General features: G+C 73.0%; 14 protein-coding genes. 6 read left to right on the forward strand and 8 right to left on the reverse strand.

Annotation, left to right across the window (positions count from 1 at the left end):
* Window positions 1–21 precede the first annotated feature (21 nt).
* The 4 genes from V1633_RS19140 to V1633_RS19155 are packed head-to-tail and all read right to left on the reverse strand — an operon-like array spanning window position 22 to window position 3,480.
* Window positions 22–1,161 (reverse strand): glycosyltransferase, encoded by a 1,140-nt coding sequence (locus V1633_RS19140; RefSeq protein WP_331215716.1) that lies wholly within the window; start codon window positions 1,159–1,161, stop codon window positions 22–24.
* Window positions 1,158–2,132 (reverse strand): carotenoid biosynthesis protein, encoded by a 975-nt coding sequence (locus V1633_RS19145; RefSeq protein ID WP_331215717.1) that lies wholly within the window; start codon window positions 2,130–2,132, stop codon window positions 1,158–1,160. Before V1633_RS19145 ends, V1633_RS19140 begins: the two co-directional genes overlap by 4 nt.
* Window positions 2,129–2,680, reverse strand: coding sequence for a GNAT family N-acetyltransferase (locus V1633_RS19150; RefSeq protein ID WP_331215718.1), 552 nt, complete (start codon window positions 2,678–2,680; stop codon window positions 2,129–2,131). Before V1633_RS19150 ends, V1633_RS19145 begins: the two co-directional genes overlap by 4 nt.
* Window positions 2,677–3,480 carry a monooxygenase gene (locus tag V1633_RS19155; RefSeq protein ID WP_331215719.1) on the reverse strand — a complete coding sequence of 268 codons (804 nt, stop codon included), beginning with the start codon at window positions 3,478–3,480 and terminating at the stop codon, window positions 2,677–2,679. The genes V1633_RS19150 and V1633_RS19155 overlap by 4 nt, the downstream gene beginning before the upstream one ends.
* 65 nt (window positions 3,481–3,545) lie before the next feature.
* Between V1633_RS19155 and V1633_RS37015 the strand changes: the two genes are divergently transcribed.
* Window positions 3,546–3,893: a zinc ribbon domain-containing protein gene (locus V1633_RS37015; protein WP_407952054.1), complete on the forward strand. Its 348-nt coding sequence runs from the start codon at window positions 3,546–3,548 to the stop codon at window positions 3,891–3,893.
* On the opposite strand, the gene V1633_RS19160 is transcribed toward V1633_RS37015, so the two are convergent.
* Together V1633_RS19160 and V1633_RS19165 are read right to left on the reverse strand one after the other, a co-directional pair.
* Entirely contained in the window at window positions 3,890–4,378 is a 489-nt protein-coding gene (locus V1633_RS19160; RefSeq protein WP_331215720.1) for a YbaK/EbsC family protein, read from the reverse strand. The two genes, V1633_RS37015 and V1633_RS19160, sit on opposite strands and share 4 nt — an antisense overlap.
* Window positions 4,379–4,554: 176 nt before the next feature.
* On the reverse strand, window positions 4,555–4,938 hold the full coding sequence (locus V1633_RS19165) for a VOC family protein (RefSeq protein WP_331215721.1): 384 nt from the start codon (window positions 4,936–4,938) through the stop codon (window positions 4,555–4,557).
* Between the two features lie 302 nt (window positions 4,939–5,240).
* Between V1633_RS19165 and V1633_RS19170 the strand changes: the two genes are divergently transcribed.
* Entirely contained in the window at window positions 5,241–5,939 is a 699-nt protein-coding gene (locus V1633_RS19170) for a phosphatase PAP2 family protein (protein WP_331215722.1), read from the forward strand.
* A 152-nt stretch (window positions 5,940–6,091) separates the two neighbouring features.
* On the opposite strand, the gene V1633_RS19175 is transcribed toward V1633_RS19170, so the two are convergent.
* On the reverse strand, window positions 6,092–7,072 hold the full coding sequence (locus tag V1633_RS19175; protein WP_331215723.1) for an EamA family transporter: 981 nt from the start codon (window positions 7,070–7,072) through the stop codon (window positions 6,092–6,094).
* A gap of 212 nt (window positions 7,073–7,284) precedes the next feature.
* Between V1633_RS19175 and V1633_RS19180 the strand changes: the two genes are divergently transcribed.
* The 3 genes from V1633_RS19180 to V1633_RS19190 all read left to right on the forward strand — a co-directional run bounded on the left by V1633_RS19180 (window position 7,285) and on the right by V1633_RS19190 (window position 10,447).
* Entirely contained in the window at window positions 7,285–8,580 is a 1,296-nt protein-coding gene (locus V1633_RS19180) for a hypothetical protein (RefSeq protein WP_331215724.1), read from the forward strand.
* 619 nt (window positions 8,581–9,199) lie between these two features.
* Window positions 9,200–9,649 (forward strand): SAV_6107 family HEPN domain-containing protein, encoded by a 450-nt coding sequence (locus V1633_RS19185; protein ID WP_331215725.1) that lies wholly within the window; start codon window positions 9,200–9,202, stop codon window positions 9,647–9,649.
* Between the two features lie 87 nt (window positions 9,650–9,736).
* Window positions 9,737–10,447 (forward strand): hypothetical protein, encoded by a 711-nt coding sequence (locus V1633_RS19190; RefSeq protein WP_407952055.1) that lies wholly within the window; start codon window positions 9,737–9,739, stop codon window positions 10,445–10,447.
* Window positions 10,448–10,610: 163 nt separating this feature from the next.
* On the opposite strand, the gene V1633_RS19195 is transcribed toward V1633_RS19190, so the two are convergent.
* The gene (locus V1633_RS19195; protein WP_331215727.1) at window positions 10,611–11,396 is read right to left on the reverse strand and encodes an LppX_LprAFG lipoprotein; all 786 of its coding nucleotides are present in this window, start codon (window positions 11,394–11,396) and stop codon (window positions 10,611–10,613) included.
* 256 nt (window positions 11,397–11,652) lie between these two features.
* Between V1633_RS19195 and V1633_RS19200 the strand changes: the two genes are divergently transcribed.
* Window positions 11,653–13,260, forward strand: a complete 1,608-nt coding sequence (locus V1633_RS19200; protein ID WP_331215728.1) for a DNA polymerase Y family protein — start codon at window positions 11,653–11,655, stop codon at window positions 13,258–13,260.
* The last annotated feature ends 6 nt before the right edge of the window (window positions 13,261–13,266 follow it).

Here is a 13,266-nt window from a genome sequence, read left to right on the forward strand (position 1 = left end):
GCTGTTGTCCCGATCGGCGGCTCAGCGCACCGGTCGCCCCCGCCACGACAGCCGTCCCCGCCTCCGCAGATGGTACGACCGGACGGTCAGCCAGCCGAGGAGCACGACCGACACCGGGTGTGCCAATACGTCCGGCCAGCCGCGTCCGCCGGTCGCCCGGGCGCTGACCAGTCGACCGGCGACCCCGAGCAGATAGCCGGTCAGCCCGCCCAGGGCGGCCGTGCGGGCGCCGCCGAACGCCGCGACGACGGCGAGCACCGGCGGTACCGCGTACAGCAGGAGGAGCAGCAGTATGACGGCGGTGGCGCCGGCGGCTGGGCCGAACGCGGCCCAGAGCGACTTGCCGTAGCCGTCCCGCAGCTCCGACCAGGACCGGTACATCCGGCAGTCGGCCAACGTCGACCCGTCGGCGAGGGCGATCCGGCCGCCGGCGCGTTTGACCGCCCGGGCCAGCTCGATGTCCTCCAGGACCCGGTCCCGGACCGCCGCGTGTCCGCCGGCCCGCCGGTAGCCGGCCCGGTCCAGGACCAGGAACTGGCCGCCCGCCGCCGCCAGGCTCGGCCGTGCCGAACGTTCCATGGCGCGCAGCGGCAGGAAGGTCAGCCAGAGCCACTGCAGCAGCGGTTGGACCAGGCGTTCCGCCGCCGATCCGGTGACGATCCGGGGGTACGGCGAGAGCAGCGTCGCCGAGGCCGTCCGCAGCGTCGCCACCGCCGCCGCCACCGCGTGCGGAGCGAGGACCACGTCGGCGTCGACGAAGACCAGCGCCGTCGCCGCCGGCCCGGCCCGGTCGGCGAGCTGCTGGCAGGCGTACGGCTTGCCGAGCCAACCCGCCGGCGGCGGTGCGCCGGACAGCAGGCGTACCCGGGGGTCGTCGCCGGCCACGGCCCGGACCACCTGGGCGGTGCCGTCGGTCGACCCGTCGTCGAGTACGACGATCTCCAGCTCGGGTACGCCCCGCTGGGCCAGCAGGGCGCGCAGGCACGGGGTGACCCGGTCCGCCTCGTCGCGCAGCGGCAGCAGCACGGCGACGGGTTCCCGGACCGTCGCCCGGTTCGGGGGCCGGCGGAGCCAGCGGGCGGCATTCAGCCCGGCGTGTGCGGTCAGGCCGCCGACAATGCCGGCGACCGTCCAGGCCAGCGCGGTGACCAGGGCGGTCATCCGGTCCGCCCGCTCGCGGCGGTGTCGCCGCCGGTGGTGCTCGGGACGCTGCCGGTGCTCGGGGCACCGGTGCGCGGAGCACTGGTGGCGGCCCGGGCGCTGTCGGTGGCCCCGGCGCTGGCGCTGGCGGTGTGGGGCCGGGTGTGGCGGCGCCGGGCGAGGGTCACCGCGAGCGGACCGGCGACGACCGCCATGGCCAGCGCGCCCCAGCCGGCCGACGCGGGCAGACCCAGGAAGACCGCGTGCGCGAGAAGACTACCGAGATACGTCCAGAGGTAGAGGGCGTACATCGGGGGGTCGGCGCCGTTCGGCAGCCGGGCGGCCCGGCCGGCGACCGGGCCGAGCAGCGACATCAGCAGTGTCGCGAAGAGCAGCCAGCCCAGATAGTTGCTGACCGGCACCTCCGGTACCCCCGGCAGGGCCGGGTCCGGATCCTGCCAGCTCCAGTAGCCCTCGGCCACCATCTGTGGATCGAGGAAGACGTCCCAGCCGGCCAGTCCGACGGCGGCCAGCACGACCCGGCCCGGTCCGGGACGGCTCAGTCGGACCGCGGCGAGCCAGGCGGGCCAGGCCATCCAGGTCCAGGCGAGCGGGATGACCAGTGGCACCCCGGCCAGTTTCGGGCCCAGTTCGCCGGAGTAGTGGTAGCCGCCGAACGGCACCCCGGTCGCCACGCCGAGCAGTTCGACCCCGAGGCCGCCACCGGTGGTCACCAGCACCAGCGCCGCCGCCGTACGGGGGCCGCGGCTGAGCAGGGCGTGGCTCACCGACAGCAGGTAGCCGAGTCCGACCGTGGCCACGGTCAGCCGGGCCCGTACGGTGTCCCCGGTCAACGGATAACCGATCTGGGCCAGCACCAGTACGCCGAGCAGGAGCCAGGGCAGTCGACGGGCCAGTGTCCCGGCCGGCCGGGCGGCCGGTGCGGGTTTCCGGTCCGTCGGCGGGAACACCCGTCCCGGCCGGCGGCTCATGATTCCGGAGGCGCCAGCGGCAGCGTCCGGCCGAGCACGGCGAAGGCGCGCTCGTCACCGGGGAAGTGGAAGTCCCGCAGCACGTCCACGAAGCCGAACCGCCGGTACAGCCGCCAGGCCCGGGAGGTCCGCTCGTCCGCCTCGGGGGTGGAGAGCAGGGTGGTGCCGCCGGTGGCCATGCCGAGCAGGGCGCGCAACTGGCGGGCGCCGAGCCCGTGTCCCTGGGCCGCCGGGCGGACGTGCAGTTCGACCACTTCGAAGCAGTCGGTGAACCAGGTCTTCCGGGCGTCGTCGGTCAGCGCGTGGTGCACCTGGTCGTGCCACCACTGTCCGGGTGCGGAGAGGTATCCGTAGCCGAAGCCGACCAGGTGACCGTTGGTACTGACGGTGGCGACCGCCCGGAAGCCGGGTCGGCGTACGTGGGTCGCGATGTAGCCGCGCCGGGACTCCAGGAGTTCGGACCGGTAACCCATCGCCTCGCCGTAGACCGCCACCACGTCGTCGAGACGTCGGGCGAGATCGTCCGGCTGCCACGGCACCAACCTCATGCTCGTCCGCTCCTCACTCTCGGCCAGTGTCGGAACCCCTGGTCGTCGTCGGTTCCGACCCAGCCGAGCACCGCCGGGTCACCGACGAGATCGCACACCTCGAACCGGGCGAACAGTTCCTCGGCGTACCACCGTTGGGTGGGGGTACGCATGATCGCCGCCCGGTGCTCGGGGTGACGGTACGCGAAGTCGGTCAGGTGCGTGGCGTCACGCCAGATGCTGACCGTGCCCTGCCAGCCGAGCGGTGCCTCGCCGATGCCGAAGCGCGCCAGCAGGCCGGGTGTCTCCCGTACCGCGGCGGCGACCGGGGGTACGGCCCGCCAGAAGGCGACGGCCCGGTGCGGGCGCAACCGGGCCCGGGTGAGGGCGAGCAGTGGCCGGCCGGGCGCGGTGGGACGGGCGCTACCCGTGGGAAGGGTGCCGAACGGTTCGGTGCCGGCCCAGCGCCCCCGACTGGCGAGCGGACGCAGGTCGAGCCGGACCCCGGCGTGGGCGATCCGCCGCCAGGCCCGGCCCACCGGTGTGTCGTCGAATCCGGCGGCCCGGGCCGGGTCCGCCCAGACGACCAGGGCGGCCCACCGGGTCGGGTCGGCGTCGGTCGGCCCGAAGCCGTCGCCGGTGCCGAGCAGCTTGCCGAACCGTACGCCGGGCGTGCCGCGCAGCCGGTGCCGGTCGACCGCCATCCGGGCCAGGGCCCGGGGCAGCGACCGCCTGGGAACGCGCCAGACGTGCAGGGTGACCAACCGGGCGGACCCGGTTCCGTCGTACGGCGGACCGGCTCCCGGGTCGGGCCGGGTCATCAGAAGCCGCCTGAGAAGCCCCTGGCTTTGGCCATGGGGAGGTAAGGGCGGCCCGAGCTGCGAAAATGCCGTATCCGGGCCGCTGGTTGTGGAACGAGGCCGTCCACCAGCAGAGATCTGGACGCGGGCCGACGTTGTGCAAGCAGGTGACGCCCGCCTACACCACGATGACCTGCTCGCAGTGCGGTACGAGAACGAAGGAACGCCTCGGGCTGGGTGTGCGGACTTTCCGGTGCGACGACTGCGGGTACACCGCCTGCCGCGACCGGAACGCCGCGAGGACGATCCTCGCCACGGTGGAACGCGACCGTGCTGGTGCCGGCGACGTGAGACATGCGATCACCTCCTCCCGGGAGGGCGGTCCTGTGCGGTCTGAGCCGGAAATCCCCCGGCTTCGCCCTGGGAAGCGTTAAGCCACCTCGGCGGGGCTGCCGGCGGTGATCCGGAGCAGTTCGGCGTAGGTGGTGGGGAAGACGGCCTGCGGCACGCCACCCGCCGCCCAGATCTCGGGGTAGCCGGCGAGTGCCGTGTCGACCAGGGTACGGACCGGTTTCGGGTGCCCGAGTGGGGCGACCCCGCCGATCGGCTGGCCGGTGTGCTCCCGGACGAACTCCGGGGTGGCCCGCTTGACCGTGCTCACCCCGAGTGTCGCGGCGACCCGGGCGGTGTCCACCCGGTGTGCTCCCGAGGTCAGCACCAGCAGGGGCTCCCCGTCCGCGTTGAAGATCAGCGAGTTGGCGATCTGGCCCACCTCGATCCCGAGCGCGGCGGCTGCCGCGGCCGCGGTGTGTACCGCCTCGGGCAGGACGCGGACCCGGCTGGCCGCGCCGGAGCCGTCCCGGCCGCCCGCGTTGTCGAGCGCGTCCTGTACCGCCTGCACGTTGGGATGTGACTGCATGGGCATCATCTTGCCCGGAACCCGGCGGCCCACGTCCAGTCGAATTGCCGTCACCCGACCCGACCCGGCCCGGTGCCGGCCCGGACGCCCACTGGCCCGGGGTCAGGTGGCGGCGGGGTGGGGGCTGGGCCGGGGTCAGGTGGCGGCGGACCGGGTCGCCCCTGGTGGGAACACCCTCAGCGGGGACCGTTCCAGTCGACGAGCTGGACGATGACGCCGTTGGGGTCGCGGACCTGGAAGGCACGCTCGCCCCACTCCTCGGTGGTGAGCGGCATGGTGATGGTCACCCCTTCGGCCTGCAGCCGGGCCAGCTCGCCCTCCAGGTCGTCGACCACGAAGGCGAGGATGAGTCCCCGGGCGTGGTCGTCGCGCTGGTCCGCCGGCAACGTTGCCAGGCCCCGCCGCAGGAAGACGACGTTCATCCCGGCGTCGTCGCGGGCCAGCGAGGCGAAGCCGTCGGCGGCCATCTCCTCCCGGAAGCCGAAGTGGGTGGTGAGGAAGTCGCTGGAGGCGGCGACGTCGTCGACGTTCAGTGACACGGCGGATGAGGTGATCTTCACTCGGTGCTCCCTCGGGAAGGGGGGACGGAACTCCGTGGAGTGTACACCGTACAGCGTATAGAGTTTTTTCGCCACCGGCTTCCACGGGTGGTGTGGACAGCGTCCACGGTCGCGGTACGGCGTGGCACATCGCGATAAATGGGGCGAGTGGTCCACTGTGAAGGGATGATCGGTTTCGGGCCCTCCCGCTGGGCGGCATCACCGCCGCAACTGTTGATGTCGGTACCGCTGACGAAGGTCGTACGACCGAGATGACCTTCGGGCGGAGTCAGGGAACGTCGTCGTGGCTAGCTTGGGGCGCCATGACGACCATGCGACGGATCCTGGTGGCGGTACTGGCGCTCGCGGCGGGCGCGGTGGTGGTGACCCTGCTCGCCCCCGGCGGGTTGGGGGACCCGCGATTGCAGGTGGTGACCGACGGGCCGTCCGCCGAGGCGTACCGGGCGGTGGTCGGTGGGGCCGGTCGGCTGCCCGACTGGTTGCACGCCCCCGGCGAGCACGTCGCGCTCGCCGGAGTGCTGGCCCTCGCCGGCCTGCTGGCCTGGACGGGGTGGACCGGGTGGCGGCGTCGGACCTCGGCGGCGACCGGTGCCGTACTGGTCATGGCGGGCGCGCTGCTGGCGTATCTGACCAGCGAGGCGGTGAAGCTGGTGGTCGACCAGGAACGGCCCTGCCGGGCGTTCGGGGACGTGGCCACCTGGGTGCCGTGCCCGCCGCCCGGTGACTGGTCCTTTCCGAGCAACCACTCGACGGTCGTCGGGGCGCTGGCCGCCGGGATTGTCGTCCTGGCGCCCCGACTCGGCTTTGTCGCCGTACCGGTGGCCGGGGTCGTGGCGGCGATGCGGGTGGTGGCTGGCGTGCACTATCCGCACGACGTGCTGGCCGGGCTCCTGCTCGGTGCGACGACCACCCTCGCGCTGCTGGTGACGCTGACCCCGGTCGCCGAACGGCTGATGGCGCGCTACGCCGGTCGACCCCGGTCGGCACGTCTCCGGCGGTGACCGGCCGGCGCGGCGCCGGCCAGCGCCGTGGCCGGTGGACAGGTTCGGTGGCGCGTCGGTAGGCGGCGTCTCCGGCACGCAGCCTCGGTGGCGCGGGCCAGTGGAGGGTATCGGCGCTGCTCGGTAGGCGGCGTCTCCGGCGGCGTCGTCGGTCAGCGGGGCGCGGCGATCACGTCGGGAGCCGGTGCGGGAGTGCCCGGCGCGGCCGGCGGCGCGCTGATCCGGGCCGTCTCGGCGAGTGCGACACCGGCCAGTACCAGTAGGCCGCCGGCGAGCTGGGCGGCGTTGAGCGCCTCGCCGACGCCGAGGACGGTCCAGGCGACCGCGGCGGCGATCACCGGCTCGACCATGCCGAGGATTCCGACACTGGTCGCGGGGAGGTGCCGCAGCGCGCCGGCGACCAGCAGGTACGGCACGATCGAGCCGAGTACGACGACGTACCCGCAGAGCAGTGCGACCGGCACGCCGGCCTCGGTCGTCGCGCCCAGCGGCTCCCAGCCGCCGGTTCCGTCGGTGACCGCCCGGACCAGCAGCCCGGCCACGGCGGAGGTGCCGAACGCCCAGGTGGTCAGCGACAGGGTGTCCCGTTCCTGTACGCCCCGGGCGCCGAGCACGTAGTAGCCGGCCAGCAGGACGGCGGCACCCAGCCCGGCGAGCACCCCGAGCGTGTCCAGCTTGAGTTCTCCCCAGACCTCGGCCACGCAGGCCAGTCCGACGAGGCTGAGCGCCAGCCCGCCCCAGAGTCGGGAGCGGACCTGCTGGCGCTGGCCGAACCGGGCCCAGAGGGCGACCAGCAGCGGGGCGGTGTACTCGAACAGCAGCGCGATCCCGACCGGCATCCGGGAGATCGCCACGAAGTAGAGCATCGGGACGAGGAAGAACCCGGCCAGGCCGTACCCGATCAGCAGGGGGAGCTGTCCGGCGGTGACCCGGAGGCGGCGGATGCCGGGGCGCAGGACCACGCTCAGCGCGAGCAGGCCGACGAACGCGCCCGCGGCGCGGAGCAGGGTGAGCTGCGGCGCCTCGACGCCGGCCTGCAGGACCAGTTTCGAGACGGTGCCGTTGACCGCGAAGAGGACCCCTGACGAGAGCACCATCAGTACGCCGAGCGCCGGCTTGCGTGTTGTCGCCACCGGATGAGGCTACCCGCCGCCCTGTCAGGGGCGAAGTAAGTATTGGCCATTACGAAGGGCTGTTGGCCCGGGGGCGGATCCATCGATGGATGGCATTGACTCTATTGAAACGATTCGATACGTTGCCGGAACGCTGGGAAAGCCTTTTCCCCTGCGATCGGTCAACTCGTCGGGCGGTTTTCCCGGCCACCGTTCCCAGCTCAGGAGGACCGATGACACTCATCACCACCAGGATCCCGCCCGACGCCGGAACCCGACGGCGCGGCTGGCGTACCGCCCTCGTCGTGGCCGTCGCGGCAATGCTGGCCGGCTTCGGTACGGCGATCGGCGTACCGCCCGCCGACGCGGCCGCCACCGTCGACGCCGGGGCCCACCACGTGCTCGTCTCACCGGACGGCGGCGAGACGACCGACCTCCGCAACTCCACCGCCGGCGACGTCGGCGTCCTCGCCGACTGCGGCACCGGCTCGTTCCACGCCGAGGCGGTGCTGAACGGCGGCACCTGGACCGCCCGTAACGGCGGCAGCACGGTCTACACCGGCAGCGACATGCGTTCCGCGATGCAGGCGGCGGTGAACAGCCTGTCGTCGGGGCGTACCTCGAAGCAGCGGGTGGTCGTCCGGGGCTCCGGCTCGGTGAGCGCCAACTCCCGGTTGTCACTGCCCAGTTACACGATCCTCGACGTGTGCGGCACGATCAACGTGACCGGTTCCGGCTCCGGGGACCAGGCCCCGGTGTACGCCCGCGGTGCCACCGACATCGAGGTGCAGCACCTGAACCTCACCGGCTCGCCGCTGTACGGCATCTTCATGCGCAACGTGAACAACCTGACGCTCGGCCAGATCGACATGCGGCTCTCCGCCGGTCTCGGGGTGCGGATCGACAACCACGGCGGCGACCGGGCGGTGAAGGTCCGCAACATCCGGATCGACAACGTGTACGTCCAGGGCAGTCGCAGCCAGGCCGTGGAGACGTACGGGGTGGACGGGTTGACCGTCGGCACCGTGACGGCCCGTAACGTCGGCGAGTCCGGGCTGCTGCTCAACGACACCATCAACGCCACCATCGGTACGGTCGACGCCGACAACGCCGGTGCCGGCACCGGGTACGCGGCGTTCCGGATGGCCAACCGCAACGGCCGGGTGGGCAGCGGCTACCCGACGAACATCCGGGTCGGCACGGTGATCGCCCGGGGCGGCGGGCGCGGGATCTTCTGCGTCTCGGAGAGCGGCGGCGCGGTGATCGACCGGGTGACCATCTCGAACACCGGCAACAACTCGATCCTGATCGAGAACTGCTACAACGTCACCATCGCCGGGCAGTCGGGAACGGTGACCGGTGGCGGCGAGGTTCGGATCGCGGCGCGGTCGGAGTTTCCGATCTCCTCCGGCATCACCCTGCAGAACCTGACGGTGACCAACACCAACGTCACCCAGAACCCCTGCGGTGGTGCCAACAACGTGATCCGCAATGTCACCCGGGTCAACTCCACCCTGAGGTGGTGCTGACCGTGACCTGACGACGCCGGGCCACGGCACGGCCGTGACCCGGCGTCCCGGGTCGGGCGAGGTCGATGGAACACCCCCTCGACCTCGCCGACCGACCGCGGTTACTTGCGTTCTTGTCGGTGTCGGGGTGTACTCTCTCCAGTAGTTAGAACGAGTGTTCGATTGGGTGAGGGTCGATGTCGACTTCGGCGTCGAGCCCCGATGCCGAGAGATTGACATCGGGGCTCGACGCCAGGGGATCGGCGGCGAGGCTCGGCGGCGGGGATCGATGCCGAGGGCTCGGTGCCAGGTCCACCTCCCCGGTCGGACGCTCGGGCAGACGCCGGGGGCGGCGTTCGCGGCGTAACCCCCGGGAGTGCGGTTTTCGCGGACCGCACGGGCTCCGGAGCCGCGATTCCGGAGCCGTCAGGCGGATCGCCGTCCGTCGCCCACGACCCCCGGGCGGCGTGTGGTGGAACCGCCGGGTCGGCCGGCCGGGTGTGGTGTGGGGAAGCGTCCACATCCGGCCGGCGACACCCGTCGCGCCCTCCCTCGCGACGGGTCATCTCGGCTCGGAAGCGTCACCGTCGATGTCCGGTGGTGACGCGGTGAATGGGTGAGACGCGGAGGAGACAGTCCCATGCCGACCAGCCAGGCTCAGGCGCCGACGGTGCCGTCGCACGTGCTGCCGCACCGCACCCCGGCACAACTATTGAAGATCGCCCGGATGGGGCTGGCGGAAGCCGCCGAGACCCGACCCGACGGCCTGCGGTACGCGGCGGCGCACCTGGCCGCCCTGCGCGCGGCCGCCGCGCTGCTCGCCGCCCGGGCCCGCCCCGCGCCGACCCGCCGCAACCGGGTCACCAGTGTCTGGGCCCTGTTGGTGGTGGTCGCCCCCGAGCTGGGGGAGTGGGCCAACTACTTCGCCACCGGCGCGACCAAGCGGGCGGCCGCCGAGGCCGGCATTCCCCGGGTGGTGAGCGCCCGGGAGGCCGACGACCTGCTCCGCGCCGCCGAGCAGTTCGTCGCGGTGATCGAGGTGGCGCTCGGCCTGGCCCACCAGCCCGTACTCGACGGCATCGCGGCCTGACCGTCGGGCACTGGGGACGGTTCGGCCGGTCAGCGGCCATTCGGCACAACGGAAACACGGGGGAGCGCGGTCGCGATGGCGGGGCGGATGGTGCTTGGTTCCGCCGCCCTCTCCGGGCTGGTCCGACCGGCGAGCGGCCCGGAGTCGACGGACCCGCATCGGATGTTGCCGGTGCCACCGGAACTGGCCGGGCTGCTGCCCCAGCGTGGGCTGCGCCGTGGCAGCACCGTCGCGGTCGGGGGCGGCCATCCCGGGCACCAGGGCAGCACCTCGTTGATGCTGGCCCTGCTCGCCGAGGCGTCCCGGGCCGGATCGTGGTGCGCCGTGGTGGGAGTGCCCGCACTCGGTGCCGTCGCCGCCGCCGAGCTCGGCATCGCGCTGGACCGGCTCGCCCTCGTCCCCCACCCGGGGCCGGAGTGGGCCACCGTGGTCGCCGCCCTGATCGACGGGGTCGACGTGGTGGTCGCCGCCGTTCCCGGCACCGTCTCCGCCTCGGTCACCAGCCGGCTGGCCGCCCGGGCCCGCCAGCGCGGCAGCGTGCTGGTGCCGTACGGCCGCTGGGTGGGGGCCGACCTCACGCTCCAGGTGCTGCGGGGGCGCTGGGAAGGGCTGGACCAGGGACGGGGCAGGCTCCGCCGCCGGGAGATGACCATCTCGGCGCGCGGTCGTGGTGCGGCCGTACGCCCCAAGGAGATCCGGGTCTGGATGCCCGGTGACCGGAAGACCCGAGTGGGGGAGTTGGTCCCCACCGCGGCGTCCGCGGTGCGGCAACCTCCGCTCAGCGTCGTCCGGACGTGATGACATTCCGGGCGGTGACCCCCGGAAGTCCACAACGCGTCACGACGCGGGCTCCCCGGGGCTCACCGCGAGATCGATCGACGGGTTCCGCCGGATGTGCGGGCGGATCCCGCCGTGTTCCGCCCGTCGGTGATCCGAGCGGGCGGAACACGGTGCGATCGGCTCAGCCGGTGGGCAGGCCCTCCAGGCCCTCCAGACCCTTCAGCATCTCGGCGAAGTCGGCGGTCTCCGACGCGGCCGGGGTCTCGATGTTGACCGGCTTGCCGTAGTCGGTGTAGTCGATCTTCGTGTCGCTCATCGTGCCCATGACCACGTGCGCCCGGCGCGGCAGGTACTGCTCGTCGACCCAGAGGTCGATCTTGACCTCCTTGACGCCGTTCTTGGTCAGCTGCTCCTCGACCAACTTGCGCGCGTCGGCGTCCAGCTGGCCGAGATAGGTCGCCACCGGAGTGGTGACGGTGTAGTGGACCGTCCGCACCCCGTTCACCGTCTCCTCGCCGACGACGGTCGTCCCCTCGGTGGCGAGCAGCGTCTTGACCTGCTTGGTCGGGTCGATCTCCTCGAGCTGCTTGGCGAAGTCCATGCCCCCCTGGGCGCCGGCGGCGCTCAGGTCCATCTTGAACCAGCGCTTACCGCCCATGTCCGCGCGGTCCGCCTCGGGCACCTCGACGTAGAAGACGGGGCCGATCATCCGCACGGTCGTCGGCGCGCCGTCGGGGCCCTCCATCGTCATCTCGGCCTTGACCGGTTCACGCAGGTCCAGCATGCCCTGCATCTTCATCTTTTCGCCGGCTGTCGTGCCCTCCATGGTCATGGTGACAGAGTCGGCCTTGTCGGTGGTGTCGACGATCTTCTGCAGCGAACCCTTGAGGTCGCTGGCGAGTTGCCCCAGGATGTTCTCCTGCTTCGGCTCGCCGGACGGGCCGGTGTTCGAGCCGCAGGCGGCCATCGCGAGGACCGTGCATGCGGAGACAGTCAGGACCGCGGCGTTCTTCCAACGTGACAACTGAAAGCCTTCCCCCGGAAGAGATGTTCGGGGACTTCCTCCCCATAGACGGATGACACGCTATCGCAACCGGACAACCCGGGCCCGGACGAACGACGCGGTCGGGCACTTACCGGGCTGCCGCCAGGCCGGGCGAACAGGAATCGAACACACGTTCTAAGATCCGCTTAACCGCTGGTCGAGGGAGGTGTGTGGGGCGATGGAGCCGGTGCGGACCATGCTGCTCTGGTGCCCCGACTGGCCGGTGGTCGCGGCCGAAATCGTCGACGGGATCTCCGCCGCCGCCCCGGTCGCGGTGCTGCACGCCAACCGGGTGGTCGCCTGCTCCGAAGCGGCCCGCGTCGACGGCGTACGCCGGGGACTGCGCAAGCGCGAGGCACAGAGCCGCTGCCCCCGGCTGACCGTCCTGGACCACGACCCCGGCCGGGACGCGCGTGCCTTCGAGCCGGTGGTCGCCGCCATCGAGGAGGTCGTCGCCGGGGTCGAACTGATCCGGCCGGGCATGTGCGCGGTCGCCGCCCGTGGCCCGACCCGCTACTTCGGCGGTGAGGAGCAGGCCGCCGAGCGGATCGTCGAACACGTCGCCCAGACCTGTGCGGTGGAGAGCCAGCTCGGCATCGCCGACGGGGTCTTCGCCGCCGGGCTGGCGGCCCGCTCCGGGCGGATCGTCCCACCCGGCGACACCCCCGGGTTCCTCGCCGGGCTGCCGGTCCAGGCACTGGGCCGGCCGACCCTGGTCGACCTGCTGCGCCGACTCGGACTGCGTACCCTCGGCGACTTCGCGGCGCTGCCGGCCGGGGACGTACTGGCCCGGTTCGGGTTCGACGGGGCGCTGGCCCACCGGCTGGCCGGCGGCCGGGACCACCGGGCGCTCGCGGTCCGCCGCCCACCACCCGACCTGGCGGTGACCGAGACGTACGACGACGACCCGCTCGACCGGGTCGACGCCGCCGCGTTCGCCGCCCGCGCCCTCGCCGAGCGGCTGCACGACAGACTCGCCGGGCACGGGCTCGCCTGCACCCGGCTCGGCATCGAGGCGGTCACCGCACACGGCCAGGAACTGCACCGGGTCTGGCGGCACGACGGGCTGCTGACCGCGGCGGCGATCGCCGACCGGGTGCGCTGGCAACTCGACGGCTGGCTCTCCGGGACCAGCCGGCGGCCCGGTGCCGGTCGGCCCGGCCCGGCCCGACCGACCGCCGGGATCATCCGGTTGCGGCTGGTCCCCGAGGGGGTGCTGGCCCACCTCGGCCTGCAACCGGGCCTGTGGGGCGAGACCGGAGAGGAACACGAGCGGGCGCACCGGGCACTGAACCGGGTGCAGGGCATCCTCGGCCCCGAATCGGTGGTGACCGCGGTGCTCGGCGGCGGTCGCTCCCCGGCCGAACAGACCAGGTTGGTGCCGTGGGGCGACGAACGGGTTCCCGCCCGGCCGGCGACCCCGCCCTGGCCGGGCCGGCTGCCGGCCCCGGCCCCCGCCGTCGTACTGCCCGAGCCGCTGCCGGCGGTGCTCCTCGACGCCACCGGCGAACCGGTCCGGGTGACCGCCCGACTCGAGGTCAGTGCCCCGCCGACCCGGCTGGAGATCCGCAACCCCGCCAGCGGCGCGCAGGACTCCGGCGGGTCCACCGTCGGCGGAGCCGGCGAGATCGTCGGCTGGGCCGGCCCCTGGCCGGTCGACGAACGGTGGTGGGCGCCGGCCGAAGCCAGCCGGCGGGCCCGGTTCCAGGTCGGCCTCGCCGACGGTACGGCGCTGCTGCTCTCCCTCGCCGGTGGCCGCTGGTGGGTGGAGGCCGTCTATGACTAGTCGACC

This window comes from Plantactinospora sonchi (genome assembly GCF_036422035.1).
Classification (GTDB): Bacteria; Actinomycetota; Actinomycetes; order Mycobacteriales; family Micromonosporaceae; genus Plantactinospora; species Plantactinospora sonchi.

Excerpts from the sequence above, each read along its gene's own strand:
- V1633_RS19140 (WP_331215716.1), bottom strand. The coding sequence starts at position 1,161 with ATGACCGCCCTGGTCACCGCGCTGGCCTGGACGGTCGCCGGCATTGTC.
- V1633_RS19145 (WP_331215717.1), bottom strand. The coding sequence starts at position 2,132 with ATGAGCCGCCGGCCGGGACGGGTGTTCCCGCCGACGGACCGGAAACCC.
- V1633_RS19150 (WP_331215718.1), bottom strand. The coding sequence starts at position 2,680 with ATGAGGTTGGTGCCGTGGCAGCCGGACGATCTCGCCCGACGTCTCGAC.
- V1633_RS19155 (WP_331215719.1), bottom strand. The coding sequence starts at position 3,480 with ATGACCCGGCCCGACCCGGGAGCCGGTCCGCCGTACGACGGAACCGGG.
- V1633_RS37015 (WP_407952054.1), top strand. The coding sequence starts at position 3,546 with ATGCCGTATCCGGGCCGCTGGTTGTGGAACGAGGCCGTCCACCAGCAG.
- V1633_RS19160 (WP_331215720.1), bottom strand. The coding sequence starts at position 4,378 with ATGCAGTCACATCCCAACGTGCAGGCGGTACAGGACGCGCTCGACAAC.
- V1633_RS19170 (WP_331215722.1), top strand. The coding sequence starts at position 5,241 with ATGACGACCATGCGACGGATCCTGGTGGCGGTACTGGCGCTCGCGGCG.
- V1633_RS19180 (WP_331215724.1), top strand. The coding sequence starts at position 7,285 with ATGACACTCATCACCACCAGGATCCCGCCCGACGCCGGAACCCGACGG.
- V1633_RS19185 (WP_331215725.1), top strand. The coding sequence starts at position 9,200 with ATGCCGACCAGCCAGGCTCAGGCGCCGACGGTGCCGTCGCACGTGCTG.
- V1633_RS19190 (WP_407952055.1), top strand. The coding sequence starts at position 9,737 with ATGGTGCTTGGTTCCGCCGCCCTCTCCGGGCTGGTCCGACCGGCGAGC.
- V1633_RS19195 (WP_331215727.1), bottom strand. The coding sequence starts at position 11,396 with ATGGCCGCCTGCGGCTCGAACACCGGCCCGTCCGGCGAGCCGAAGCAG.
- V1633_RS19200 (WP_331215728.1), top strand. The coding sequence starts at position 11,653 with ATGGAGCCGGTGCGGACCATGCTGCTCTGGTGCCCCGACTGGCCGGTG.